This is a genomic window from Micromonospora sp. NPDC005299, from assembly GCF_042872345.1.
Lineage (GTDB): Bacteria > Actinomycetota > Actinomycetes > Mycobacteriales > Micromonosporaceae > Micromonospora.
Genome location: NZ_JBIAKG010000006.1, coordinates 336,341 through 358,427, shown reverse-complemented (window position 1 = coordinate 358,427; position 22,087 = coordinate 336,341). Strand labels below are relative to the sequence as shown.

General features: G+C 73.5%; 20 protein-coding genes. 4 read left to right on the top strand and 16 right to left on the bottom strand.

Annotated elements, in window-relative coordinates; genetic code table 11:
- Positions 1-29: 29 nt before the first annotated feature.
- Genes ruvB through ruvC form a run of 3 tightly spaced genes read right to left on the bottom strand, consistent with a single transcriptional unit; the run spans position 30 to position 2,279 of the window.
- Complete coding sequence (gene ruvB / locus ACFYPD_RS19910; RefSeq protein ID WP_387115331.1) at positions 30-1,094, bottom strand: Holliday junction branch migration DNA helicase RuvB; 1,065 nt, start codon at positions 1,092-1,094, stop codon at positions 30-32.
- A gap of 58 nt (positions 1,095-1,152) precedes the next feature.
- Positions 1,153-1,755, bottom strand: a complete 603-nt coding sequence (ruvA, locus tag ACFYPD_RS19905) for a Holliday junction branch migration protein RuvA (RefSeq protein ID WP_387115328.1) — start codon at positions 1,753-1,755, stop codon at positions 1,153-1,155.
- Positions 1,752-2,279: a crossover junction endodeoxyribonuclease RuvC gene (gene ruvC, locus ACFYPD_RS19900; RefSeq protein ID WP_387115325.1), complete on the bottom strand. Its 528-nt coding sequence runs from the start codon at positions 2,277-2,279 to the stop codon at positions 1,752-1,754. Before ruvC ends, ruvA begins: the two co-directional genes overlap by 4 nt.
- Before the next feature lie 182 nt (positions 2,280-2,461).
- On the opposite strand from ruvC, the gene ACFYPD_RS19895 reads away from it, so the two are divergent.
- On the top strand, positions 2,462-3,244 hold the full coding sequence (locus tag ACFYPD_RS19895) for a 3-hydroxybutyrate dehydrogenase (protein WP_262283821.1): 783 nt from the start codon (positions 2,462-2,464) through the stop codon (positions 3,242-3,244).
- A gap of 14 nt (positions 3,245-3,258) precedes the next feature.
- Positions 3,259-5,178, top strand: coding sequence for a helix-turn-helix domain-containing protein (locus ACFYPD_RS19890; RefSeq protein ID WP_387115322.1), 1,920 nt, complete (start codon positions 3,259-3,261; stop codon positions 5,176-5,178).
- Between the two features lie 27 nt (positions 5,179-5,205).
- On the opposite strand, the gene ACFYPD_RS19885 is transcribed toward ACFYPD_RS19890, so the two are convergent.
- From ACFYPD_RS19885 to ACFYPD_RS19840, 10 genes are all read right to left on the bottom strand, one after another.
- Positions 5,206-5,814 (bottom strand): TetR/AcrR family transcriptional regulator, encoded by a 609-nt coding sequence (locus ACFYPD_RS19885; protein WP_387115319.1) that lies wholly within the window; start codon positions 5,812-5,814, stop codon positions 5,206-5,208.
- Between the two features lie 11 nt (positions 5,815-5,825).
- On the bottom strand, positions 5,826-7,391 hold the full coding sequence (locus ACFYPD_RS19880) for an MFS transporter (RefSeq protein WP_387115316.1): 1,566 nt from the start codon (positions 7,389-7,391) through the stop codon (positions 5,826-5,828).
- Positions 7,392-7,597: 206 nt separating this feature from the next.
- Positions 7,598-8,824 carry an acyltransferase family protein gene (locus ACFYPD_RS19875; protein WP_387115313.1) on the bottom strand — a complete coding sequence of 409 codons (1,227 nt, stop codon included), beginning with the start codon at positions 8,822-8,824 and terminating at the stop codon, positions 7,598-7,600.
- Positions 8,821-10,131 carry a glycosyltransferase 87 family protein gene (locus tag ACFYPD_RS19870; protein ID WP_387115310.1) on the bottom strand — a complete coding sequence of 437 codons (1,311 nt, stop codon included), beginning with the start codon at positions 10,129-10,131 and terminating at the stop codon, positions 8,821-8,823. The genes ACFYPD_RS19875 and ACFYPD_RS19870 overlap by 4 nt, the downstream gene beginning before the upstream one ends.
- Before the next feature lie 78 nt (positions 10,132-10,209).
- Positions 10,210-11,229: a branched-chain amino acid ABC transporter permease gene (locus ACFYPD_RS19865; RefSeq protein WP_387115307.1), complete on the bottom strand. Its 1,020-nt coding sequence runs from the start codon at positions 11,227-11,229 to the stop codon at positions 10,210-10,212.
- A complete protein-coding gene (locus tag ACFYPD_RS19860; RefSeq protein WP_387115305.1) occupies positions 11,226-12,107 on the bottom strand; it encodes a branched-chain amino acid ABC transporter permease in 882 nt (293 codons plus the stop codon). The genes ACFYPD_RS19865 and ACFYPD_RS19860 overlap by 4 nt, the downstream gene beginning before the upstream one ends.
- A gap of 7 nt (positions 12,108-12,114) precedes the next feature.
- Entirely contained in the window at positions 12,115-13,365 is a 1,251-nt protein-coding gene (locus tag ACFYPD_RS19855; protein ID WP_387115302.1) for an ABC transporter substrate-binding protein, read from the bottom strand.
- A 47-nt stretch (positions 13,366-13,412) separates the two neighbouring features.
- Complete coding sequence (locus ACFYPD_RS19850) at positions 13,413-14,105, bottom strand: ABC transporter ATP-binding protein (RefSeq protein WP_387115299.1); 693 nt, start codon at positions 14,103-14,105, stop codon at positions 13,413-13,415.
- Positions 14,092-14,853 (bottom strand): ABC transporter ATP-binding protein, encoded by a 762-nt coding sequence (locus ACFYPD_RS19845; protein ID WP_387115296.1) that lies wholly within the window; start codon positions 14,851-14,853, stop codon positions 14,092-14,094. Before ACFYPD_RS19845 ends, ACFYPD_RS19850 begins: the two co-directional genes overlap by 14 nt.
- A gap of 219 nt (positions 14,854-15,072) precedes the next feature.
- Positions 15,073-16,272, bottom strand: coding sequence for an FAD-dependent monooxygenase (locus tag ACFYPD_RS19840; RefSeq protein ID WP_387115293.1), 1,200 nt, complete (start codon positions 16,270-16,272; stop codon positions 15,073-15,075).
- A gap of 168 nt (positions 16,273-16,440) precedes the next feature.
- Between ACFYPD_RS19840 and ACFYPD_RS19835 the strand changes: the two genes are divergently transcribed.
- A complete protein-coding gene (locus ACFYPD_RS19835; protein ID WP_387115290.1) occupies positions 16,441-17,379 on the top strand; it encodes a TetR/AcrR family transcriptional regulator C-terminal domain-containing protein in 939 nt (312 codons plus the stop codon).
- Here the strand turns inward: ACFYPD_RS19835 and ACFYPD_RS19830 are convergent.
- From ACFYPD_RS19830 to ACFYPD_RS19820, 3 genes are read right to left on the bottom strand one after another with little or no spacing between them, the layout of a single operon-like run.
- Positions 17,363-18,439: an alcohol dehydrogenase catalytic domain-containing protein gene (locus tag ACFYPD_RS19830; RefSeq protein WP_387115287.1), complete on the bottom strand. Its 1,077-nt coding sequence runs from the start codon at positions 18,437-18,439 to the stop codon at positions 17,363-17,365. The genes ACFYPD_RS19835 and ACFYPD_RS19830 overlap by 17 nt on opposite strands.
- Positions 18,436-19,878 carry an aldehyde dehydrogenase family protein gene (locus tag ACFYPD_RS19825; protein WP_387115284.1) on the bottom strand — a complete coding sequence of 481 codons (1,443 nt, stop codon included), beginning with the start codon at positions 19,876-19,878 and terminating at the stop codon, positions 18,436-18,438. The genes ACFYPD_RS19830 and ACFYPD_RS19825 overlap by 4 nt, the downstream gene beginning before the upstream one ends.
- Before the next feature lie 44 nt (positions 19,879-19,922).
- On the bottom strand, positions 19,923-20,576 hold the full coding sequence (locus ACFYPD_RS19820; RefSeq protein ID WP_387115282.1) for a TetR/AcrR family transcriptional regulator: 654 nt from the start codon (positions 20,574-20,576) through the stop codon (positions 19,923-19,925).
- A gap of 236 nt (positions 20,577-20,812) precedes the next feature.
- On the opposite strand from ACFYPD_RS19820, the gene ACFYPD_RS19815 reads away from it, so the two are divergent.
- Positions 20,813-21,985: an acyl-CoA dehydrogenase family protein gene (locus ACFYPD_RS19815; RefSeq protein WP_387115279.1), complete on the top strand. Its 1,173-nt coding sequence runs from the start codon at positions 20,813-20,815 to the stop codon at positions 21,983-21,985.
- The last annotated feature ends 102 nt before the right edge of the window (positions 21,986-22,087 follow it).

Sequence of the window (22,087 nt, the reverse complement as noted above, 5' to 3'; positions counted from 1 at the left end):
CACCGAATGCGGTACAGATCACGTTCGGATCACGGCTGATCGGTCTGCGCCGAGAACAGATCGGGCACCGGAGCGGCATCCGCGCCAAATGTACCATTCGGCGGTGTACGCCCCAGATGGTGCCAGGCGGCCGCGGTGGCGACCCGGCCGCGCGGCGTTCGCGCCAGCAACCCGGCCCGGACCAGGAAGGGCTCGCACACCTCCTCGACCGTGTCCGGCTGCTCCCCCACCGCCACGGCCAGCGTGGAGAGCCCGACCGGGCCGCCCCGGAAGGAGTCGACCAGCGCGGTGAGCACGGCACGGTCCAGCCGGTCCAGGCCGAGCGCGTCGACGTCGTAGACGGTCAGGGCGGCCCGGGCGGTCACCAGGTTGACCACCCCCTCGGCGCGGACCTCGGCGAAGTCGCGGACCCGGCGCAGCAGCCGGTTGGCGATCCGGGGCGTGCCCCGGGACCGGCCGGCGATCTCCGCCGCTCCCTCCTCGGTGATCGGCACGCCGAGGATCCGGGCGGACCGGTGCAGCAGCGTCTCCAGATCGGCCGGTGCGTAGAAGTCGAGGTGCGCGACGAAACCGAACCGGTCCCGCATCGGCCCGGTGAGCAGGCCGGACCGGGTGGTCGCCCCGACCAGGGTGAACGGCTCGACGTCGAGCGGAATGGCCGTCGCCCCCGGCCCCTTGCCGACGATCACGTCGACCCGGAAGTCCTCCATGGCGCTGTAGAGCAGCTCCTCGGCCGGCTTGGCGATCCGGTGGATCTCGTCGATGAAGAGCACGTCGCCCTCGGCGAGACTGGTCAGGATGGCGGCCAGGTCGCCGGACCGCTCGATCGCCGGCCCGCTGGTCACCCGGATCCCCGAGCCCAGCTCGGCGGCCACGATGTTGGCGAGGGTGGTCTTACCCAAGCCAGGCGGCCCGGACAGGAGGATGTGGTCGGGCGGGGAGCCGCGCCGCATGGCGCCCTGAAGCAGCAGGTCGAGCTGGTCGCGGACCCGGTGCTGGGCGATGAACTCCTCCAGCCGTTTCGGCCGGACGCTGGCCTCCGCGTCCCGTTCGGCGTCGCTGACGTACGCCGAGACCAGGTTCTCGTTGCTCATGCGCTGGCCTTCATTCGCGACTGCGGGGCTCGCAAGCCCGGCTCACTCCTCGCGCTCATCATCGCGCGCGGCCCAGGAGGCGGATGGCCTGCTTGAGCAGGACCGGCACGGGCGGGGTCTCCCCGTCGACGGTCTCCGCGACCGCGGCCACCGCCTGCTCGGCCTGGGCGGCGGTCCAGCCGAGCCCGACTAGGGCCTGGCGGACCTGGTCCGGCCAGGCGCCGGCGGTCACCCCGGCCGCGCCGTCGACGCCCACCGGCACCGGGCCGATCCGGTCCCGCAGTTCGAGGACGAGCCGCTCGGCGCCCTTCTTGCCGATGCCGGGCACCCGGGTCAGTGCGGCGGTGTCGGCGTTGGCGATGGCCTTGCGGACCGCGTCGGGGGTGTGCACGGCGAGCACCGCCTGGGCCAGCCGCGGCCCCACCCCGCTGGCGGTCTGGAGCAGCTCGAAGAGCTGCTTGGCGTCGTCGTCGGCGAAGCCGTAGAGGGTGAGCGAGTCCTCCCGCACCACCAGGCTGGTGGCCAGCCGCGCGGGCTGGCCGACCCGCAGCTCGGCGAGGGTGCCGGGGGCGCACTGCACGGCCAGGCCGATGCCGCCCACCTCCACCACGGCGTGGTCCGGACCGGTCGCGGTCACCGTGCCGCGCACGCTGGCGATCATCGCGCTCCTCCTCGTCGTGCCCGCTCGGCGGCGGCGGCCAGCTTGGACCGGGTGCCGCCGCGCCAGACGTGGCAGATGGCCAGGGCCAGGGCGTCGGCGGCGTCGGCCGGGCGGGGCGGCTCGGGCAGCCGCAGCAGCCGGGTGACCATGGCGGTCATCTGCGCCTTGTCGGCCTGGCCGGAACCGGTCACCGCCGCCTTCACCTCGCTCGGCGTGTAGGTCTGCACGGGCAGCCCGGCCCGCGCCCCGGCGAGCACCGCGATCCCGCTGGCCTGGGCGGTGCCCATCACGGTGCGCACGTTGTGCTGGCTGAAGACCCGCTCGACCGCCACGGCGTCGGGGCGGTGCTCGGCGACCAGGTCGGTGAGCGAGCGGTCCAGGTGCAGCAGGCGCAGCGGCAGGTCTTCGCCGGGGTCGGTGTAGACCACGTAGTAGGCGACCAGGGTGCAGGGGCGGCCCGGCACTCCCTCGACCACGCCGACCCCGCACCGGGTCAGCCCCGGGTCGACGCCCAGCACGCGCACGCCGCCTCCTCCCCGAGCCACCGGCAGAACGTGTGTTCGACACCCTACTGGTGCGCCCCGCCGCCCGGCCGGGCGGACACGCCGGGAGCCGGCGGACACGATCCGCGCCACACACTGAAGCGGTCGAGTATGTGTCGCCGCCCCATGTGCCGCCGGCCACACAGCTCGTAACTTCTTGCGCCATGACGGCAGAACCCGTGGCGGTCCCCCACGTCGTGAACGTCGACCTCTCCGGTCGCGCCGCGCTGGTGACCGGTGGTGGCAGCGGCATCGGACGGGCCTGCGCCCTGCGCCTGGCGGCGGCCGGCGCGGCGGTGCTGGTGGTCGACCGCAACGTGGAGGCGGCCAAGGCGGTGGCCGCGGAGGCGGGCGGCCGGGCGGAGGGCGTCGACCTGGCCGACCCCGAGGCGGTGGACCGGCTCGACGTCGACGTGGACATCGTCGTCAACAACGCCGGCCTGCAGCACGTCGCCCCGGTGCAGGAGTTCCCCGTCGAGCGCTTCGAGTACATCCAGCGGGTGATGGTGGAGGCGCCGTTCCTGCTGATCCGCCGGGCGCTGCCGCGGATGTACGCGAACGGGTGGGGCCGGATCGTCAACATCTCCTCGGTGCACGGGCTGCGCGCCTCGCCGTTCAAGGCGGCGTACGTCTCGGCGAAGCACGCCCTGGAGGGGCTGTCGAAGGTGGTGGCGCTGGAGGGCGCCGCGCACGGGGTGACCGCCAACTGCATCAACCCGGCGTACGTGCGGACCGCGCTGGTGGAGAGCCAGATCGCCGACCAGGCGGCCAGCCACGGCATCGGCGAGGACGAGGTGGTGGAGAAGATCATGCTGGCCCGGGCGGCGATCAAGCGGCTGATCGAGCCGGAGGAGGTGGCGGAGCTGGTCGCGTACCTGTGCTCGCCGCCCGCCGCGTTCATCACCGGCGCGTCGATCGCCCTCGACGGGGGCTGGACGGCCAACTAGTGGCCTCGCGCACAATGTCGGTCATGTCGTCGCCGGTCGAGTTCCTGGAGCTGCTGGCGCGGGAGGCGGCCACGGTCGAGTTCGAGGGCCCGCTGGTCGCCGCCCGCGCCGCCGGCCTGCCCGCCGAGCGCATCGCCGAGCTGGAGCAGGCGAAGCTGGTGGCGTTGCGGGTCCGCGCGTTGCTGGAGCGGCGCCGCCGCCGGGAGACCGAGCTCTCCGGCCTGTACGACACGGCCAGCGACCTGGCCGGGCTGCGCGACCTGGACGACGTGCTGCGCGCCATCGTGCACCGGGCGCGGATCCTGCTCGGCACCGACGTGGCGTACATGACGCTCAACGACGACGAGCGCGGCGACACGTACATGCGGGTCACCGACGGCTCGATCTCGGCGCGGTTCCAGCGGCTGCGGCTGGAGATGGGCGACGGCCTGGGCGGCCTGGTGGCGCAGACCGGCACCCCGTACGTCACCTCCAACTACCAGGAGGACGAGCGGTTCCGGCACACCGGGGAGATCGACGGCGGGGTGGGCGAGGAGGGCCTGGTGGCCATCCTGGGCGTCCCGCTGCGGCTGGGGTCGAGCGTGATCGGCGTGCTCTACGCGGCCAACCGCTCCGCCCGGCCGTTCGCCCGGGAGGAGGTGTCGCTGCTGGTCTCCCTGGCCGCGCACGCCGCGGTGGCGATCGACACGGCCCGGCTGCTGGCCGAGACCCGGTCGGCGCTGGAGGAGCTGTCGGCGGCGAACAGCACGATCCGGGCGCACAGCAGCTCGGTGGAGCGGGCCGCCGCCGCCCACGACCGGATGACCGCCCTGGTGGTGCGCGGCGGCGGGATGGAGGAGGTGGCGGCGGCGGTCACCGAGGTGCTCGGCGGGGCGCTGCTGGCGCTGGACGCCGAGGGCCGGCGGCTGGCCCGGGTGGGCGAGATCGAGGAGCCGGACCGGGCGGACATCGTCGAGGCGGTGGCCGCGTCCCGCACCGAGGGGCGCAGCGTCCGCCGGGGTCCGCTCTGGTACGCCGCGGTGGTGGCCGGCGCGGAGAACCTGGGCGCCCTGGTGCTGCGCCCGGACGGCGAACTCGTCGACGCCGACCAGCGGATCCTGGAGCGGGCCGCGCTGGTCACGGCGCTGCTGCTGCTGTTCCGCCGGACGGTGGCCGAGGCGGAGGGGCGGGTCCGGGGCGAGCTGCTGGACGACCTGATCGCCCGGCCGCTGCGGGACACCGACGCGCTGCGCAGCCGCGCCCGCCGGCTCGGTGTCGACCTGGACGCCCCGCACGTGCTGGTGGCGGTCGGCGACGACGCCATCGCCGCCACCGGCTCGGCCCGGCAGCGGGTGCTCTCCTGGGCCACCACGTACGCCTCGACCCGGGGCGGCCTGGCCGCGGCGCGCGACGGGCGGGTGGTGCTGATGCTGCCCGGTCAGGATGCGGGCGGCGCGGCCCGGGCGGTGGCCCGGGACCTGTCCCGGGTGACCGGCCGTCCGGTGACCGCCGGGGCCAGCGGGCCGTCGACCGGTCCGGCCTCGCTGGCCACCACGTTCGCCGAGGCGGAGCGGTGCCTGACCGCGCTGGGCGCGCTGGGCCGGGCCGGGCAGGGGGCGAGCACGGCCGAGCTGGGCTTCGTCGGGCTGCTGCTGGGCGCGGTCGGCGATTCGGGCGACCGGGACGTGGCCCGCTTCCTCACCGCGACGGTGGGGCCGGTGGTCGACTACGACGCCCGGCGGGGCACGGCGCTGGTGAAGACGCTGGAGGCGTACTTCGGGGTGGGTGGCAGCCTGGCCCGGGCGGCGGAGCTGCTGCACGTGCACGTCAACACGGTGACCCAGCGGCTGGAGCGGGTCGGGCAGCTGCTCGGCGCGGACTGGCAGAAGCCGGAGCGCGCCCTGGAGGTGCAGCTCGCCCTGCGCCTGCACCGCCTGCGCACCCCGGCGAGCTGACCCGGAGCGGGCGGCCGGAGCCAGGGGTCAGCGGGCGCGGAGGCCTTCGAGGACGCTGTCCACGACCCGCTCGGGGAGGATCCCGTCGTCCAGCTCGGGGTGCCAGCGCAGCACCCGCTGGATCAGCACGGGGCCGGTGAGCAGCGCCATGGCCAGCTCGATGTCGAGGTCGGCGCGGAGTTCGCCGCTGTCCACCCCGCGGCGCAGCACCTCCCGCATCAGCTTCCGGCGCGGCGCGACGATGTTCTGGTAGAGCTGGAAGTGGTCGGGGCTGCGGTTCACCTCGGGCACCAGGCACGGCATGATCTTGGCGGCCCGCGGGTCGACGTTGTGGCCGACCGCGCCGACCAGCAGCACCAGGTCGTCGCGGACGGAGTGCCCGGCGGGCTGGGGCGGCACCCCCTTGAGGCGGCGCAGCGCGTCCATCAGCAACGCGTCCTTGCCGGACCAGCGGCGGTAGATGGTGGCCTTGCCCACCCCGGCGCGGGCGGCGATCGCCTCGATGGAGAGCGCCTCGAGGGTGCTGCCCTCGGCGAGCAGGTCGAGGGTCGCCTCGATGATCGCCTCGTCCGCGCGGACGCTCCGCGGTCGCCCGGGCGACCGCGGAGCATCAGCCGTGGAAGTCATGTCAGACATTGTCCCCGAACCTACGCGGTCCCGGCCAACTCCGGCTCGGTGGCCGGCCGGGCCTCGGTCTCGATCACCGGGCGGCCCGGCATCCAGCGCAGCACGATGACGATGCCGAGCAGGGCCACCAGCGCGGAGATCCCGGCCGCCCAGTGCATCGCGGAGACGAACGAGTCGTTCGCCGCCTCGATGAGCCGGGGCGCGCCGCCCCCGAGTCGACCGGCGACGGCGTACGCCCCGGAGATCGACTCCTGGGCCGCGTCGCGGACGGGGGCGGGCAGGCCGGACAGGGCCGAGGCCACGTCGTTGCGGTAGACCGCGGAGAGCACCGAGCCGAGCACCGCCACGCCGAGCGCGCCGGCCACCTGGCGGACCGTGTTGCTCACGGCCGAGCCCACGCCGGCCTTCTCCCGAGGTAGCGCCGACATGATCGACTCGGTGGCCGGCGGCATGATGTTGGCCATCCCGGCACCCTGCACGAAGCCCAGCGCCGAGAAGATCCAGATCGGGGTGTCCGCGTCGATGAGCACGAACGCGCCGAGCGCGGCGGCGGTGAGCAGCAGCCCGACGGCGGCGACGGCCCGGCCCCCGTAGCGGCGGACCATGGCGGCGCTGCGCGGCGCGAAGATCAGCTGGGCGGCCGCGAAGGGCAGGAAGAGCAGGCCGCTCTCCAGCGGGCTGTAGCCGCGGACCAGCTGGAGGTAGAACGCGCCGAAGAACATCACGCCCATCGCGGCGAAGAAGACCAGGCCGACCAGCGCCACCGGGGCGGCGAACCGGGGCACCCGGAACAGCCGGACGTCCAGCGACGGGTGGTCGCTGCGCAGCTCGTGGGCGACGAACCAGCCGAGCACCGCGAGCCCGCCGACGATCGCGGCCCACACCCGCAGCCGGTCGAAGCCGTGCTCGCCGCCGTCGATGATGCCGTAGGTGAGGGCGACCAGGCCGACCACGGACAGCAGCACGCCGAGCAGGTCGACCCGGCCCGGTCGCGGGTCGCGGGACTCCGGGACGAGGGCGGCCACGAGCACCACGCCGAGCACCACCACCGGCACGTTGATCAGGAAGACCGAGCCCCACCAGTAGTGCTCGAGCAGGGCGCCGCCGAGCACCGGGCCGATGGCCACGGCCAGGCCGACCGCGCCGGCCCAGACGCCGATCGCCTTGGCCCGCTCCCGGGGGTCGAAGACGTTGGAGATGATCGACAGGGTCACCGGCATGATGGCCGCGCCGCCGACCCCCATCAGGGCGCGGGTGGCGATCAGCTGGCCGGGGTCGTGGGCGTACGCGGAGAGCAGCGAGGCCAGTCCGAACAGGGCCAGACCGACCATCAGGAAGCGCTTGCGGCCGAGGCGGTCGCCGAGGACGCCGAAGGTGAAGAGCAGCCCGGCGAAGACCAGGGTGTAGGAGTTGATCGCCCACTCCAGCTCCCCCTGGCTGGCCCCGAGGCCGTGCACCGGGTCGGCGAGGGTACGCAGGGCGACGTTGAGGATGGTGTTGTCGAGGACGACCACGAGAAGGCTGATCACCAGCACCCCCAGGATCGCCCACCTCCTCGGGTGTCCGGTGTTCTCGTGCGCTTCCACTCGGGTTCTCCCCCCGGTTCACCCGCGTCAAAATACGATACGGGGCAGACTCGTAACGCAGTCGAGCGTAGGTGAGAGTGTTTCGATACGGAACCGGTCCGTATCGTTTGTGGTCCAGGTCACGGTGTCCGGGGCATGACGCGCCACCACCGCCGCCCCGGATTCCGGAGGCGGCGGCGGTGGCGGTGGCGGTGGCGGAAGAAACCTCAGCCGGCCTGGCGTACCTGGCGTAGGGACGCGGTGAGCTGCCGCTTCATCCATCGGGCGGCGGGCCGCTCGACGAACCGGTGGATCAACCACGCGGCGACGAGCAGGAACCCGAACAGCGAGCCGAGCAGCGGCCACGGCGACAGGTAGGCCTGGGCCTGCTTGATGACGGCGATCCCGACCGTCTGGTGCACCAGGTAGAGCGGATAGGTCAGGGCTCCGGCCGTCGCGACCCAGGGCCATCTCACCCAGCGGAGGCGGTGGAGCGCGACCGCCGCCATGACGAGGAAGAACACCGTCACGATGACCGCCGCCGGGGTGAACGCGACCCCGCGGGTCTTGGCGATGCCGAGCAGCCGGGAGAGCGCGATCAGCCAGGACAGCCCGACGATCGACCAGAGCAGCAGGTTCGGACCGAAACGGTGGATGAGATAGAGGGCGACGCCCGCGATGAAGTAGCTGGAGTGCCCGGCCGCCGTGACGGTGGTGAGCCACGAATGATCGAACTTCGGCACGACGAGCGAGGCCACCGTCCAGACGGCGCAGAAGGCGACCACGCGGCGGTAGGTGAGGCCGCGGGCGACCACGACGGCGAAGAGCAGGTAGAAGATCATCTCGACGGTGAGTGTCCAGTACGACAGGTCGAGATGGGCGACGCCCAGGAAGTCCTGCATCATCGTGAGGTTGGCCAGCACCTCACGGCCCTGGATCTCGCGCTTCATCGGCACGAGCACGAGCACGCCCGCCGCCAGCAGCACCGCGAACCAGTAGGCGGGATAGAGCCGCACCACGCGGGAGACGAAGAAGTCACCGACGGGCCGGCCCCACGCGCTCATGCAGATGACGAAGCCGCTGATGATGAAGAACAGCTGCACCCCGAGGAAGCCGTACGTGGAGGCGGAGTGCAGCGGGCCGAAGGCGGACGCGCCGGAGGCTCCGTGCCACACGCGGAGCTTGTCCCCGACGAGGTGGTACGCGACGACCATGACCGCCGCGCCGAGCCGCAGCCCGTCGAGGACCAGCAGGCGGGGTTGCCGCGCGGCGGGGGCGGACTCCGCCGCCGACGTCGGGCCACCGGCCTGCCGGGGGAGCTCGGCCTGCCGGCCGGGGCGCGCCGGCCCGGTGGTCCGGGCGGGCGCGTCGCGTTCGTCCGTCGCCTGCGTCATCGACGCCTCCTCCGGGTCGTGGCGGTGGAGAGCGGTGCTCGGCGGCAGGGACCTCGTCATGCCGGGACGCCTTCCGCCGGGGTGACCGTCCGTCCGGCACGACGCCGGTACAGCAACCAGAGCGCGGCGAGGGCGAAGAGCACCAGCGCGGTCATCACGTAGGAGTCGACGGCCAACTGCTTGGCCAGGCCGTCCATGTGACCCGACTTCCAGATGAGGCCCCGCGGGATGATCTCACCGGTGCGCGCCGGACCCGGCCACATGAGGAAGGGCAGGATCGCGGCCACCGCGACGATCCCGGCGACGACGCGTGCCGGCCCGTGCGTGCGCCGAGCGACGTCGACGAGCACCAGCGCCATCGGGCCGATCCAGAGCCAGTAGTGCGACCAGCTCACCGGTGAGACGGCAAGCATGGTGAGACCCACGACCACCATGGCCATCGCCTCTTCGCCCTGGCGCCGGAGTGCGTCCGCCAGGGCGAGGGCGGCGATCGCGACGACGGCCACGGACAGCATCCACCAGATGGTGTTCCGCTCGTCGGTGCCGAGCAGGCGCGAGGTGAAGCCCTGGAGGGACTGGTTGCCGGCGTAGCGCGGGCCCGACGCCATCAGCACCCGCTCCGAGTCGAACGCGCGACCGGTCAGCCAGTAGTCGAACGAACCGCGCGGCTGGATGACCGCGCCCAGCACCGTGAGCGCGGCGAAGGTGCCCGTCGCGACGACCGCCGCGCGAATCCGCCGGGTCAGCAACAGGTAGACCACGAAGAGCCCGGGCAGCAGCTTGACCGCCGTCGCGGCGCCGATGCCGACGCCGGTGAACCGGCTGCGGCCGGCGCGGGCGAAATCCACCACGACCAGCAGCAGGACGAAGATGTTGATCTGACCCAGGTCGAGGTTGCGCTGAAGGGGCTCGGTCCACACCAGCACCGCGAGCACCGCGGCGGCGAGACCGAGCCGGCCACGGCCGCCCTCGTAACCGAGGATCCCGGTGGTGAACCACAGCGCGGCCAGCATCGCGAGCAGACCCGCCACGGTCCACACATGAAGGGCGACGCGGTCGTCCAGCAGGGTCAACGGCGTCAGGAACGGCAGCGTGACCGGCGGGTAGGTGTACGGCAGGTCCAGCCCGGTGTAGTTGACCTGGTAGACCGGCTGGCCGTCCAGGAACGCCCGGGCGGCCCCGAGGTACATGGCGAAGTCCGTGCCGTGCAGCGGTCGGTCCCGCAGGACGGCGACATACGCCCCGAGCGAGACGGCCAGCGCCGCCAGACCGGGAACGAGCAGCCAGTTCGGGAGGGCGGTCCGCGGCCGGGCCGCGTGATCTGCCGGCACGTCGGCGGCGTACCCGCGGAGACGCTGGATGATCATAGTGCGGTGGATCGTAGCCGGTGGGGGCGGCCGGCCGGATCGGCGGCCGGCCATCGGGCGCCGGCCGCCGATCCGGGGTCATCCGCGGCGGGCGGCTCCGCGGCGCCGCGCCAGGTGGGCGACGGTGCCCCAGATGCCCCGCCGGAACAGCAGCACGACGAGGACGAAGATGCCGCCGGTGACCAGGCCGATGGCCTCGAAGCCGGAGAACGACAGCCAGTCCTCCAGGCGGACCACCAGGGCCGCCCCGAGCACGCCGCCCCAGATAGTGCCGATACCGCCGAGCACCACCACGATGACCGCCTTGCCGGAGGTGGTCCAGTGCAGCACGTCCAGCGAGACGAACCGGTGGCCGACCGCGAAGAGCCCGCCGCCGAGCCCGGCCAGGAAGCCGGAGAGGACGAACGCGGTCAGCTTGTAGCGGTGCACCGGGTAGCCGAGCGCGCGGGCCCGGGCCGGGTTGTCCCGGATGCCGACGAGCACCCGGCCGAACGGCGAGTGCACGATCCGCCAGGCGGCGAGTAGGCCGAGCAGCACGATCGGCAGGATCGCGTAGTAGAAGTAGTAGTCGTCGGAGAGGTCGGCGCCGAAGAACTCCCGTGGCACGCCCTGGAGGCCGTTCTCGCCCTGGGTGACCGAGCGCCACTCGTTGGCCACGTAGTAGACCATCTGCGCGAACGCGAGGGTGACCATGGCGAAGTAGATGCCGGTGCGCTTGACCGCGAGATAGCCGATCGGCAGCGCGAGCAGCGCCGCGGCCAGGGCCCCGGCCAGCACGGCCGCCGGGAAGGGCAGACCGGCGTGGATCGCGACCAGCCCGGTCACGTACGCCGAGGTGCCCCAGAACGCGGCGTGCCCGAAGGACATCAGCCCGGTGAAGCCGAGCAGCAGGTCCACCGAGACGGCGAAGAGCGCCCAGCAGAGGATGTCCACGGCCACCGCCGGGTAGAGCCCGTTCGGCAACCAGACCGCCACGATCAGGCCGGCGGCGAGCAGAGCGTACCGGGCCCAGCCCGGCGCCCGGGCGACGGCGATCAGCCCGGACGGCGGCGCGGAGCGGGCACCCTCCTCGGCGGGGGTGTCGACGGCGCTGGTCATGCCGGTGCCTCCTCACGGCCGAACAGGCCGGCCGGCCGCCAGAGCAGCACCGCGGCCATCACCACGAACACGACGGTCTGCGACACGATCGGGAAGTCCGACAGGTACGCCTCGCCCCACGCCTGGATCAGGCCGATGCCGAAGCCGGCCGCCACCGAGCCGAAGATCGAACCGAGCCCGCCGATCACCACGACCGCGAAGACCACGATGATCAGATCGGCGCCCATGAGCGGGTTCACCGCCCGCATCGGGGCGGCGAGCACCCCGGCCAGCCCGGCCAGGGCGATGCCGAAGCCGAACACCGGGGTGACCCACCTCCCCACGTCGATGCCGAAGGCCCGGGTCAGCTCGGGGCGCTCGGTGGCGGCCCGGACCACCATGCCGACCCGGGTCCGGCCGAGCACCCACCACACCGCGACGCAGAGCAGCACGGTGAACCCGAGGATGAACACCCGGTAGGTGGGGAAGTCGAAGAGTCCGAAGTCGACCGTCCCGCTCAGCTCGTCCGGGGTGGCGTACGGGCTGGACTGCACGCCGTACCGGGACTTCACCAGGTCCTGCAGGATCAGTGTGAGGCCGAAGGTGAGCAGGAAGTTGTAGAGCGGGTCGAGCCGGGTCAGCCGGTGGATCACCGCCCGCTCCAGCACCATGCCGAGCAGGCCCAGCGCCAGCGGCATGATCACCAACGCGGCCCAGAACGGCACGCCCGCCTCGGCGAGCAGCACGTACGCCCCGAAGGCGCCGAGCATGTAGAAGGCCCCGTGGGCGAAGTTCACCACCCGGAGCATGCCGAAGATGACCGCGAGCCCGAGGGCGAGCAGGGCGTAGAACGCCCCGCCCACCAGCCCGTTGAACGTGTTCTGCAGGAAACCTGACATCAGCCCGTCACATCTTGCAGTCGGCCGACGGGGCGCGGAACGCCTCGGCCGCCGGGATGGTCTTGAGGACCTTCACGTAGTCCCACGGCTCGCTCACCTCGGCCTGCGGCTTCACCTGCGCCAGGTACGCGTCGTGGATGACCCGGTGGTCCTCGGCGCGGATCTTGCCGTTGCGCAGGAAGAGGTCGTTGACCTCCTTGCCCTCCAGGCCCTTGACCACGGTGTCCGCGTCGTCGGTGCCGGCGGCCTGCACGGCCTCCAGGTACTGCATGGCGGCGGAGTAGTTGGCCGCGTGGGCGAAGGACGGCCGGGTGCCGGTTTCCTTCTGGAACTTGTCGGCCCACTCCCGGTTCTGCTGGTCGAAGTTCCAGTACCAGGCGTCGGTGTAGGTGGTGCCGGCGAGCGCGGCCGGGGTGAGCGAGTGGATGTCGGTGATGAACATGAGGCCGACAGCCAGCCCGACGCCCTTGTCCCGCAGCTTGAACTCGTTGTACTGCTTCACCACGTTGACCAGCTCGGCGCCGGCCTGCATGGTGCCGAGCACCTGCGGCTTCGGGTTCAGCGTCGGGGCCTTGAGCAGGAACGAGGAGTAGTCGCCGCTGGTGTTCGGGAACGGCGCGCCGTCCTTGCCGACCACCTGCCCGCCGGCGGCGGTGATGGCGGCGGAGAAGCTCTTCTCCATGTCCTGCCCGAAGGCGTAGTTCGGGTAGAGGATGTACCAGTTCTTGCCGACCTGCTCGGTGGTCACCGTGCCGGTGCCGTGGGCCAGCATGTAGGTGTCGTAGGCGTAGTGGAACGTGTACTTGTTGCAGCTCTTGCCGGTCAGGTCCGTGGTCGCCGCGCCGATGTTGAAGTAGAGCTTCTTCTTCTCCTTGGCCACGTCGGCGACCTTGAGGGCGGCCGAGGAGGTCGGCACGTCGAGGATGGCGTCGACGCCCTTGCGGTCGTACATCTCCTGGGCCTTGCTGTTGGCCACGTCCGGCTTGTTCTGGTGGTCGGCGGTCTCCACGCTGATGTTCTTGGTGACGGCCTTGTCGCCGTACTTGGCCTTGAAGTCGGCGATGGCCATCTCCACGGCCTTGACCGAGTTCCGCCCGGACAGCTCCGAGTAGGCCCCCGACTGGTCGTTGAGGACACCCAGCACGATCTTGTCGCCGGTCAGCTTCTGGTCGCCCCCGGACTGCGGACCACCACCGCCGCAGCCGGCGACCAGCACCGCCGCCGCCGAGGCGGCGGCCACACCCACGCTCCTGCGCATGTTGAATCCTTCCCTGCCGCGCGGTTCGCGCGGGTCAGCCGTCGTTGTCAGATCCCGAGGTACGCCAGCAGCTCGCGCTCCCGCGAGCGCACCTCGGAGTTGTCCATCGCCTCCGCGATCCGTCCCTCGGCCAGCAGGTAGTGCCGGTCGGCGACGCCGGTGGCGAAGTGCAGGTTCTGCTCCACCAGCAGCACGGTCACGCCGTGCTTCTTGGCCTCCCGCAGCAGGTCGCCGACCTGCTGCACGAGCAGCGGGGACAGGCCCTCGGTGGGCTCGTCGCAGAGCAGCAGCCGGGCGCCCATGCGCAGCACCCGGGCCAGGGCGAGCATCTGCTGCTCGCCGCCGGAGAGCATGGTGGCCGCCGAGTCCCGTCGGGTGTAGAGGGCGGGGAACGCCTCGTACACCCGCTCCAGCGGCCACGGGTCGGGGCCGACCCGGGGCGGCAGCGTCAGGTTCTCGGTGACGGTCAGGGTGGCGTAGGCGCCCCGGTCGTCGGGGACCCAGCCGAGCCCCAGCCGCGCCCGCTTGTGCGCGGGCAGCTTCGTGACGTCCCGGTCGGCGAAGCTGACCGTGCCGCGCTGCCCGGGGTGCAGCCCCATCACGGAGCGCAGCAGGGTTGACTTGCCGGCGCCGTTGCGCCCGACCAGGGTGACCACCTCGCCGGCGGCCACCTCCAGGCTCACCTCCCGCAGCACCTGGGCCTCGCCGTACCAGGCGGAGAGGTTCTCAATGCGCAGCATCGGCGGCTCCCAGGTAGGCGGTGATGACCCGCTCGTCGGCGCGGACCTGCTCGTACGGCCCCTCGACCAGGACCTTGCCGGCCTGCAGGACGGTGACCGTGTCGGCGAGCCGGCCCACCACGCTCATGTTGTGCTCGACCATGACCACGGTGCGGCCCGCGCGGACCCGGGCGATCAGGTCGACGGTGCGGTCCACGTCCTCCAGTCCCATCCCGGCGGTGGGCTCGTCGAGCAGCAGCACCTTCGGGTCGAGGGCGAGGGCGATGGCCAGCTCCAGGGCGCGCTTGCGCCCGTACGCGAGGGCCTCGGCCGGGGCCTCGGCCAGCTCGGCGAGGCCGACCATGGCGAGCAGTTCGTCGGCCCGGTCCCGGTAGCGGCGCATCAGCTTGGCGGAGCGCCAGAACTGCCAGCCCAGCCCGCTGGGCGCCTGGAGGGCCAGCTCGACGTGCTCCCGCGCGCCCAGCTGGGGGAAAAGGCTGGTGATCTGGAAGGAGCGGGCCACGCCGAGGCGGGCGACCCGTTCCGGGGGCAGGCCGGTGACGTCCCGGCCGTCCAGCTCGATCCGGCCGGCGCTGGGCGGCAGGAAGCCGGTGAGCAGGTTGAACAGGGTGGTCTTGCCGGCGCCGTTCGGCCCCACCAGGGCGTGCACGGTCTCCGGCGCCACGTCGAGGTCGACCCCGTCGACCGCCCGGAAGCCCCGGAAGTCCCGGGTCAGCCCACGGGCCGACAGGATCGCTTGCCCGGCCATCGCCTCACCCTCCGCAGGTCCACATCCGCGTCGGCCAGGTCGGTGACCGGGGTCACAGGGCCGTCGCGTGCAGGAAACCTACGGCGCACCGGCGAGTCGAGCCATGTCGATTCCCCACACATTCACCCCCGATGGGACGGGCCCGCTCCCCATAGGGGGCGGGCCCGTCCGCCGAGATCCGGACGGATTGGCGGCTGTCGACATGTGGTCGCGCCACCGTCACCGGGCGGCCGCGTACTCCGGCAGGTCGAGCCCGTCGGCCTTGCTGAAGAAGAGCCGGGTGGCGAGCCCGCGCAGCGGGCGGGAGGTCATCGCCCGCATCGAGGCGTCGCGCATCCGGATCGCGGTCCGGCTGCCCGGCAGGAAGCCGGAGATGCCGCCGCCCGGGATCTCCTGGCTGCGCGTCACGTGCGGGCGCAGCAGGTCCTCGTAGCGGCGGTAGGCCACCGCGTGGTCGCCCCGCGCCGCCGCCAGCTCGCCGGCCAGCAGGTACGCGCCGACCAGCGCGAGGCTGGTGCCCTGGCCGGTGAGCGGGGACGGGCACCAGGCGGCGTCGCCGAGCAGCGCCACCCGCCCGGCGCTCCAGCTCTCCATCCGCACCTGGCCGTACCGGTCGAAGTAGAAGTCGCCGGCGTCCGGCGCGACGGCCAGCAGGTCGGCGGCGCGCCAGCCGACGTCGGCGAAGCGCTCGGCGAGCAGCCGCTGCTGGGCGGCCCGGTCCTGCCGGTCCACGTCGAGTTCCGGGGAGCGGAAGCTGAAGAAGGCGGCGGTCCGGCCGTCGCGGGTCGGGCGGGTGCCGACCACCCGGCCGCCCGGCGCGTTGTGCAGCAGGAACCAGCCGGTCTCGTCGCGGTACGGGGTGGAGAAGTAGGCCAGGTACGCGCCGAGCGGCCGGACGTACGCCGACTCGGGGCCGAAGGCGAGCGCCCGGGTGCGGGAGTGCGAGCCGTCCGCGCCGATCACCAGGTGGACGGTGCGTGGGGCGGAGCGGGCGAAGGTGAGCCGCACCCCGTCCCCGGTCTGGTCCAGCGTCTCGATCGAGTCGTCGAAGACGTACTCGACGTCGTCCCGGGTGGCCTCGTACAGCAGCCGGGCCAGGTCGCCGCGCTCGATCTCGATGTCGGCGACGATGCCCTCCCCGCCGAAGGCGTGCACCGGCAGCCGGGCGCGCGTCCCGCCCCGCTCGTCGACGTACGCCATGCCCTGCTCCCGGACCGTCTCGGCCCGGATCCGGGCGGTCAGCCCCATCCGGTCGACCACCTCGCGGGCGGTCCCCCGCACGTCGACCGCCTGCCCGCCGGGACGCAGCCCGGGGGCGCGTTCCACCACGGTCACGGCGAAGCCGTACCGGCGCAGCCAGAAGGCGAGGGCGGGTCCGGCCACACCGGCGCCGGAGATGAGCACGGTCCTGTCGTTCATGGTGTTCTCCCGAGATCGCGCGTACACCGTCCACCGGTCGCGGCCGGGCGCTGCGCGTCACGCTAGGTCCGGAGCGCCCCAGCGCGCCTCCGGCGACCTAGTACGCTGCCCGTTCCGGGGAGCCTCGGAGAGGGGGTGTACTAGTACGCTCCGGGGCGGAGGTGCGGGATGTCGCAGCGCGGTCAGGGTCAGGAGCCGCCGTACCGGCGGATCGCGGCGGAGATCCGCCGCCGCATCGACCTGGGCGAGTTGCGGCCCGGCGACCGGGTGCCCTCGGCCCGGCAGCTCACCCGCGAGCACGGGGTGGCCATCGCCACCGCGACCCGGGTGCTCGCCCTGCTCCGCGCCGAGGGGCTGGTACTGACCCGTCCGGGCGCCGGCACCGTCGTCGCGGAGCCGCGGCGGGACTCGGGGCGGGCGGAGCCGGAGCTGAGCCGGGAGCGGGTGCTGCGCACCGCGGTCGCGCTGGCGGACGAGGGCGGTCTGGCGGCGGTGTCCATGCGCCAGATCGCCGCGGAGCTGGGCGTGGCCACCATGTCGCTCTACCGGCACGTGCGCGGCCGCGACGAGCTGATCCTGGCGATGGCCGACGCGGTGCTGGCCGACGCCCCGCTCCCGGCCACCGAGCCGGCCGGCTGGCGCGCCCGGCTGGACCTGCTCGCCCGGGCGCAGTGGGCCGTCTACCGGCGGCACCGCTGGCTGCCGCACGTCATCTCGATCGCCCGGCCGCAGCCGCTGCCGCACGGCATGGCGCACACCGACCGCGCCCTGCGGGCCACCGCCGGCCTTGGCCTGGACCGGCAGGTGCGCTGGCAGGTGGCGATCACCCTGATGGCCTACGTGAAGGGCATCGCGACGAACCTGGAGATGGGCGCGCAGGCGGTGCAGGACACCGGCCTCACCCACGACCAGTGGGTGGACCGGCAGCAGGCCACGTTCCAGCAGATGATGGCCGGAGGCGGGCTGGCCACCATGGACGCCCTGACCATCGGCGGCGTCGACCTGGACCTGGAGACCGTCTTCGACTTCGGCCTGCGCCGGCTGCTCGACGGCGTCGCCACGCTGGTCGAGGGCCGGCCCGACGGCGGCGTCAGTCCGGGAAGGTGACCACCCAGCGGGCGCCCTCGCCCCGGGCCAGCCGGTCCAGCGCCGCGGGCGCCTCCGCCAGCGAAACGGTGCCGCTGACCAGCGGAGCCAGGTCCAGACTGCCGTCGGCGAGCGCCCCGGCCAACTCCGGCACCTCCCGGTCCGGGTCCGAAGAGCCGTAGACCGAGGAACGCAGGGTGCGGGCCGAGTGGAAGATCTCCAGCGCCGACAGGCTGAGCAGGTCGTCCCGCCCACCCATGCCGACCACGGTGACCGCTCCCCCGCGCCGGGTCGAGCGCCAGGCGGCCCGGATGGTGACGGACCGGCCGACACACTCGAAGGCGTGGTCGACGCCCCGCCCCTCGGTGCGCGCCCGGACCTCCTTGGCGAGGGTGTCGTCGGAGCGGAGGAAGTCGGTGGCCCCGGCGGCGAGGGCCAGGTCCCGCTTCGCCTCGGCCACGTCGACGGCGAGGATCGGCGCCGCGCCGGCCCGCCGGGCGGCGGTGAGCACCGCGAGGCCGACCCCGCCGAGGCCGATCACCGCGACCGACTCGCCGGGGGCGACCCTGGCCGTGTTGCGGACCGCGCCGGTGCCGGTGAGCACGGCGCAGCCCAGCAGCGCGGCCTGCTCCGGCGGCAGGCCGGCCGGGACTTCGATGGCGGCCCGCTCGGGCACCACCACCTCCTCGGCGAGCGCGCCGAGGCCCAGGGTGACCTGGAGCGGCCCGCCGTCCGCGGTCTCGCCCCGGGCCACCGACGCCCCGCTGTTGGCGGTGCAGAGCCAGGGCTCGCCGTGCCGGCAGTGCCAGCAGGCGCGGCAGGCGGGGGCCCAGTTGAGCACCACGGGCGTGCCGACGGCCAGCCGCGTGCCGGGGCCGGCCTCGGCCACCACGCCGGTGGCCTCGTGCCCGAGCACCAGCGGGTACGTGGGCGCCACCGTGCCGTCCACCATGGCCAGGTCGGAGTGGCAGATGCCGGCGGCCCGGATCCGGACCCGCAGCTCGCCGGGGCCGGGGCCGGGCAGGCGTACCTCCTCGACGGCCGGGGTGGCGCCCCGGCCGCGGACCACGAGCGCCCTCACCGCTGGATCGCCTTCAGCTCGGTGAACTCCTCGATGCCGTAGCCGCCCAGTTCGCGGCCGAGGCCGGACTGCTTGTAGCCGCCGAACGGGGCGAGCGGGTTGAACGCACCGCCGTTGACGTCCACCTGGCCGGTGCGCAGCCGCCGGGCCACGGCGAGCGCCGCGTCCTCGTCGGCGGACCAGACCCCGCCGGCCAGGCCGTACCGGGAGTTGTTGGCGATGCTGACCGCCTCGTCCGCGTCGGCGAACGGGATGACCGCGAGCACCGGGCCGAAGACCTCCTCCTGGGCGAGGGCGCTGTCCGGGTGCACGTCGGCGAACACGGTGGGGGCGACGAAGTGCCCGCGCGGTGGCAGTGGCGCGTCCGGGCCGCCGGCGACGAGCCGGGCGCCGTCGGCGAGCGCCCGGTCGACGTGCCCGCGGACCCGCTCGGCCTGGGCGGCGGAGACCAGCGGGCCGAGCCGGGTGGCCGGGTCGAACGGGTCGCCCAGCCGGTATCCGGCCACGGCCGCCGCGACCAGGTCCAGCGCCTCGGCGTAGCGGTCGCGGTGGACCAGCATGCGGGTCCAGGCGGTGCAGGTCTGGCCCGAGTTGAGCAGCGCGTTGCCGACCCCGACCTTGACCGCGGTGGGCAGGTCGGCGTCGGCGAGGATCACGTTGGCCGACTTGCCGCCGAGTTCGAGGGCGACCCGGGCGATCCGGTCGGCGGCCAGGTGGGCGATCCGCCGGCCGGTGGTGGTGGAGCCGGTGAACGAGACCAGGTCGACGTCGGGGTGGGCGGCCAGCGCCTCGCCGACCACCGGCCCGGTGCCCGGCACCAGGTTGACCACCCCGGGCGGCAGCCCGGCCTCGGCGACCGCGTCGAAGAGCAGGTACGCGGTGAGCGGGGTCAGCTCGCTGGGCTTCAGCACCACCGTGCAGCCGGCGGCGAGGGCCGGAGCCACCTTGGCGACCACCTGGTGCAGCGGGTAGTTCCACGGGGTGATCGCGCCGACCACGCCGACCGGCTCGCGGACCACGAGGGAGTTGCCGACGGTTCGCTCGGCCGGCGGGCGGCCCGCCAGGTCGACCATGCCGCGCAGCACGGTCAGCGGCAGGCCGGCCTGCACCCGGGTGGCGAGCTTGAGCGGGGTGCCCAGTTCGAGGGCGACGGTGCGGGCGATGTCGTCGGCCCGGGCGGCGAGCGCGGTGTGCAGCCGGTCGAGGTGGGCGGCCCGCTCGGCGGGGGCGGTGGCGGCCCACTCCGGGAAGGCGGCCCGGGCGGCGGCCACGGCGCGGTCGACGTCGGCCGGGGTGCCGGCGGGGACCTGCCCGACGACGTCTCCGGTGGCCGGGTTCTCCACCGGGATGGTCCCGCCGTCCGCCGGGTCGACCCAGTCACCGGCGACGTGCAGATGGCGGCGGACCAGCAGGGCGGGGGGCGCGTCGGCGAGATCCATGGCGTCCCTTCGGGGGCGGGAAACTAGCAGTGGGAGTTTTGACGCTACCCCGGACCGGTTCCGGGTTCCAGGGGGGTCACGGTCCGGGCGTACTCGGCGGCGAGGCCGTGCAGCAACGCGTCGAGGCCGAGGGTGAACGCACCCTCGTCGACGCTGCGCTGGTGGCCGCGGAGCCGGTGCGCCTGGTTGAGGTGCGGATGGGCCGCGTAGAGGTCCGGGTCCTCGACGAAGCCGCGGGCGAACGAGCCGAGCGCCGAACCGGCCACGAAGTAGCGCATGGCGGCCCCGATGTGGGTCGCCCGGGCCGGCGGCCAGCCCGCCCGGACCAGGCTGCCGTAGACGGCGTCGGCCATGGCCAGCGCGGCCGGCCGGCGGCCCGGACCCTGCGCCAGGTACGGGACGATGTTCGGGTGGACGGTCAGGGCCTGCCGGTAGGACCGGGCCCAGCGGCGCAGCGCCTCGACCCAGTCGTACCGGTCGAAGACGGTGACGTCGACGGACGCCGTGACGCTGTCCGCCACCGCGTCGAGGATCTCATCCTTCGTGGCGAAGTGGTTGTAGAGCGAGGGGCCCTGCACGGTGAGCGCGGCGGCCAGCCGGCGGGTGGAGAGCGCGCCGAGGCCGTCGGCGTCGATCAGCGCGAGCGCGGTCTCGACGATCCGGTCACGGCTCAGCAGGGCCTGGCGGGGACGGGGCACCTCAGGCCACCCACGCCGGCCCGGCGCCTCCGCCGCGCGCCCCTCGCCGGTCGAATCCCGCCACGCCGCCTCCCCCGTCGGAACACCTGCTCACGCACCCTAACCGGGGCAGGGCCGCGGAGCCTCACCACGACGGTCGAAGGAGGGGTCTGGACGGATGAAAACTTACACCGCTAGTTTAAGAGCGACCGCCGCCGCCCGCAGCGGGCCGTCGCCACGCCGACCGAGGGAGCATCGTGGACTTCGCACTGTCCGACGAGGAACGGGCCGTCCGGGACACCGTGCGCGCCTTCGTCACCCGCGAGGTGCTGCCGCTGGAGCAGGAGGTGCTGCGCCGCGAGCGCGCCCACCAGCCCGGCCTGGACCGCTCCGAGCTGCGCGAGTTGCAGCTCAAGGCGAAGAAGTTCGGCTTCTGGGGCCTGGCCACCCCGGAGGAGTACGGCGGGATGGACCTGCCCGCGGTGCTCCAGTCGCTGATCTGGACCGAGCTGGGCCGCTCCTTCGTGCCGTTCCGCTTCGGCGGCGAGGCGGACAACATCCTGTTCCACGCCACCGACGAGCAGAAGCGCGAGTTCCTCCTCCCCACCATCGAGGGGGAACGGATCTCCTGCTTCGCGATCACGGAGCCGGGCGCCGGTTCCGACGCGGCGAACATCAAGCTGCGCGCCCGCCGCGACGGCGACGACTGGGTCCTCGACGGCGAGAAGACGTTCATCACCAACGGCAACGACGCCGACTTCGCCATCGTGGTGGCGGTGACCGACCCGGAGAAGGGCGCCCGCAACGGCGGCGCGACCGCGTTCCTGGTGGACCGGGCCATGGGCTGGCGGTCGGAGTTCATCCAGACCATGGGCGAGGGCGGGCCCGCGTCGCTGATCTTCGACGGCGTACGCGTGCCGCACCGCAACATCCTCGGCGAGATCGGCCAGGGCTTCACGCTGGGCATGCAGTGGATCGGCAAGGGCCGCTACACCATCCCCTCGCACGCCATCGGCATCGCCGAGCGGGCCCTGCAGATGGCGATCGACCACGCCAACACCCGGGAGACCTTCGGCGCGAAGATCGGCACCAACCAGGCGATCCAGTGGATGATCGCCGACTCGGAGACCGAGCTGGAGGCGGCCCGCTGGCTGGTGCTGCGGTCGGCGTGGACGGTCGACCAGGGTCTGGACCCGCGGCACGCCTCGTCGATGGGCAAGCTCTACGGCGCCGGCATGGTCAACCGGGTGGTCGACCGGGTGCTCCAGATTCACGGCGGCATGGGCTACACGCGGGAGCTGCCGATCGAGCGCTGGTACCGGCAGGTGCGGCTGTACCGGATCTTCGAGGGCACCGACGAGATGCAGCGGCTCATCATCTCCCGCGACCTGCTGCGCGGCTACACGAAGATCGGCGGCCACCTGGCCTGAGCCGTGGGGGGGGGGCCCCCCCGGCCCCGGGGGGGGGCCCCCCCCCCCCGCCCCCCGACCACCCCCCGGCGGCGCCGCACCCCACACCAACGGGGGTGGCGG

Coding starts and splice junctions, on each gene's coding strand:
- ruvB (WP_387115331.1), bottom strand. CDS start 1,094: ATGAGCAACGAGAACCTGGTCTCGGCGTACGTCAGCGACGCCGAACGG.
- ruvA (WP_387115328.1), bottom strand. CDS start 1,755: ATGATCGCCAGCGTGCGCGGCACGGTGACCGCGACCGGTCCGGACCAC.
- ACFYPD_RS19895 (WP_262283821.1), top strand. CDS start 2,462: ATGACGGCAGAACCCGTGGCGGTCCCCCACGTCGTGAACGTCGACCTC.
- ACFYPD_RS19890 (WP_387115322.1), top strand. CDS start 3,259: ATGTCGGTCATGTCGTCGCCGGTCGAGTTCCTGGAGCTGCTGGCGCGG.
- ACFYPD_RS19885 (WP_387115319.1), bottom strand. CDS start 5,814: ATGTCTGACATGACTTCCACGGCTGATGCTCCGCGGTCGCCCGGGCGA.
- ACFYPD_RS19875 (WP_387115313.1), bottom strand. CDS start 8,824: ATGACGAGGTCCCTGCCGCCGAGCACCGCTCTCCACCGCCACGACCCG.
- ACFYPD_RS19870 (WP_387115310.1), bottom strand. CDS start 10,131: ATGATCATCCAGCGTCTCCGCGGGTACGCCGCCGACGTGCCGGCAGAT.
- ACFYPD_RS19865 (WP_387115307.1), bottom strand. CDS start 11,229: ATGACCAGCGCCGTCGACACCCCCGCCGAGGAGGGTGCCCGCTCCGCG.
- ACFYPD_RS19860 (WP_387115305.1), bottom strand. CDS start 12,107: ATGTCAGGTTTCCTGCAGAACACGTTCAACGGGCTGGTGGGCGGGGCG.
- ACFYPD_RS19855 (WP_387115302.1), bottom strand. CDS start 13,365: ATGCGCAGGAGCGTGGGTGTGGCCGCCGCCTCGGCGGCGGCGGTGCTG.
- ACFYPD_RS19850 (WP_387115299.1), bottom strand. CDS start 14,105: ATGCTGCGCATTGAGAACCTCTCCGCCTGGTACGGCGAGGCCCAGGTG.
- ACFYPD_RS19845 (WP_387115296.1), bottom strand. CDS start 14,853: ATGGCCGGGCAAGCGATCCTGTCGGCCCGTGGGCTGACCCGGGACTTC.
- ACFYPD_RS19840 (WP_387115293.1), bottom strand. CDS start 16,272: ATGAACGACAGGACCGTGCTCATCTCCGGCGCCGGTGTGGCCGGACCC.
- ACFYPD_RS19835 (WP_387115290.1), top strand. CDS start 16,441: ATGTCGCAGCGCGGTCAGGGTCAGGAGCCGCCGTACCGGCGGATCGCG.
- ACFYPD_RS19825 (WP_387115284.1), bottom strand. CDS start 19,878: ATGGATCTCGCCGACGCGCCCCCCGCCCTGCTGGTCCGCCGCCATCTG.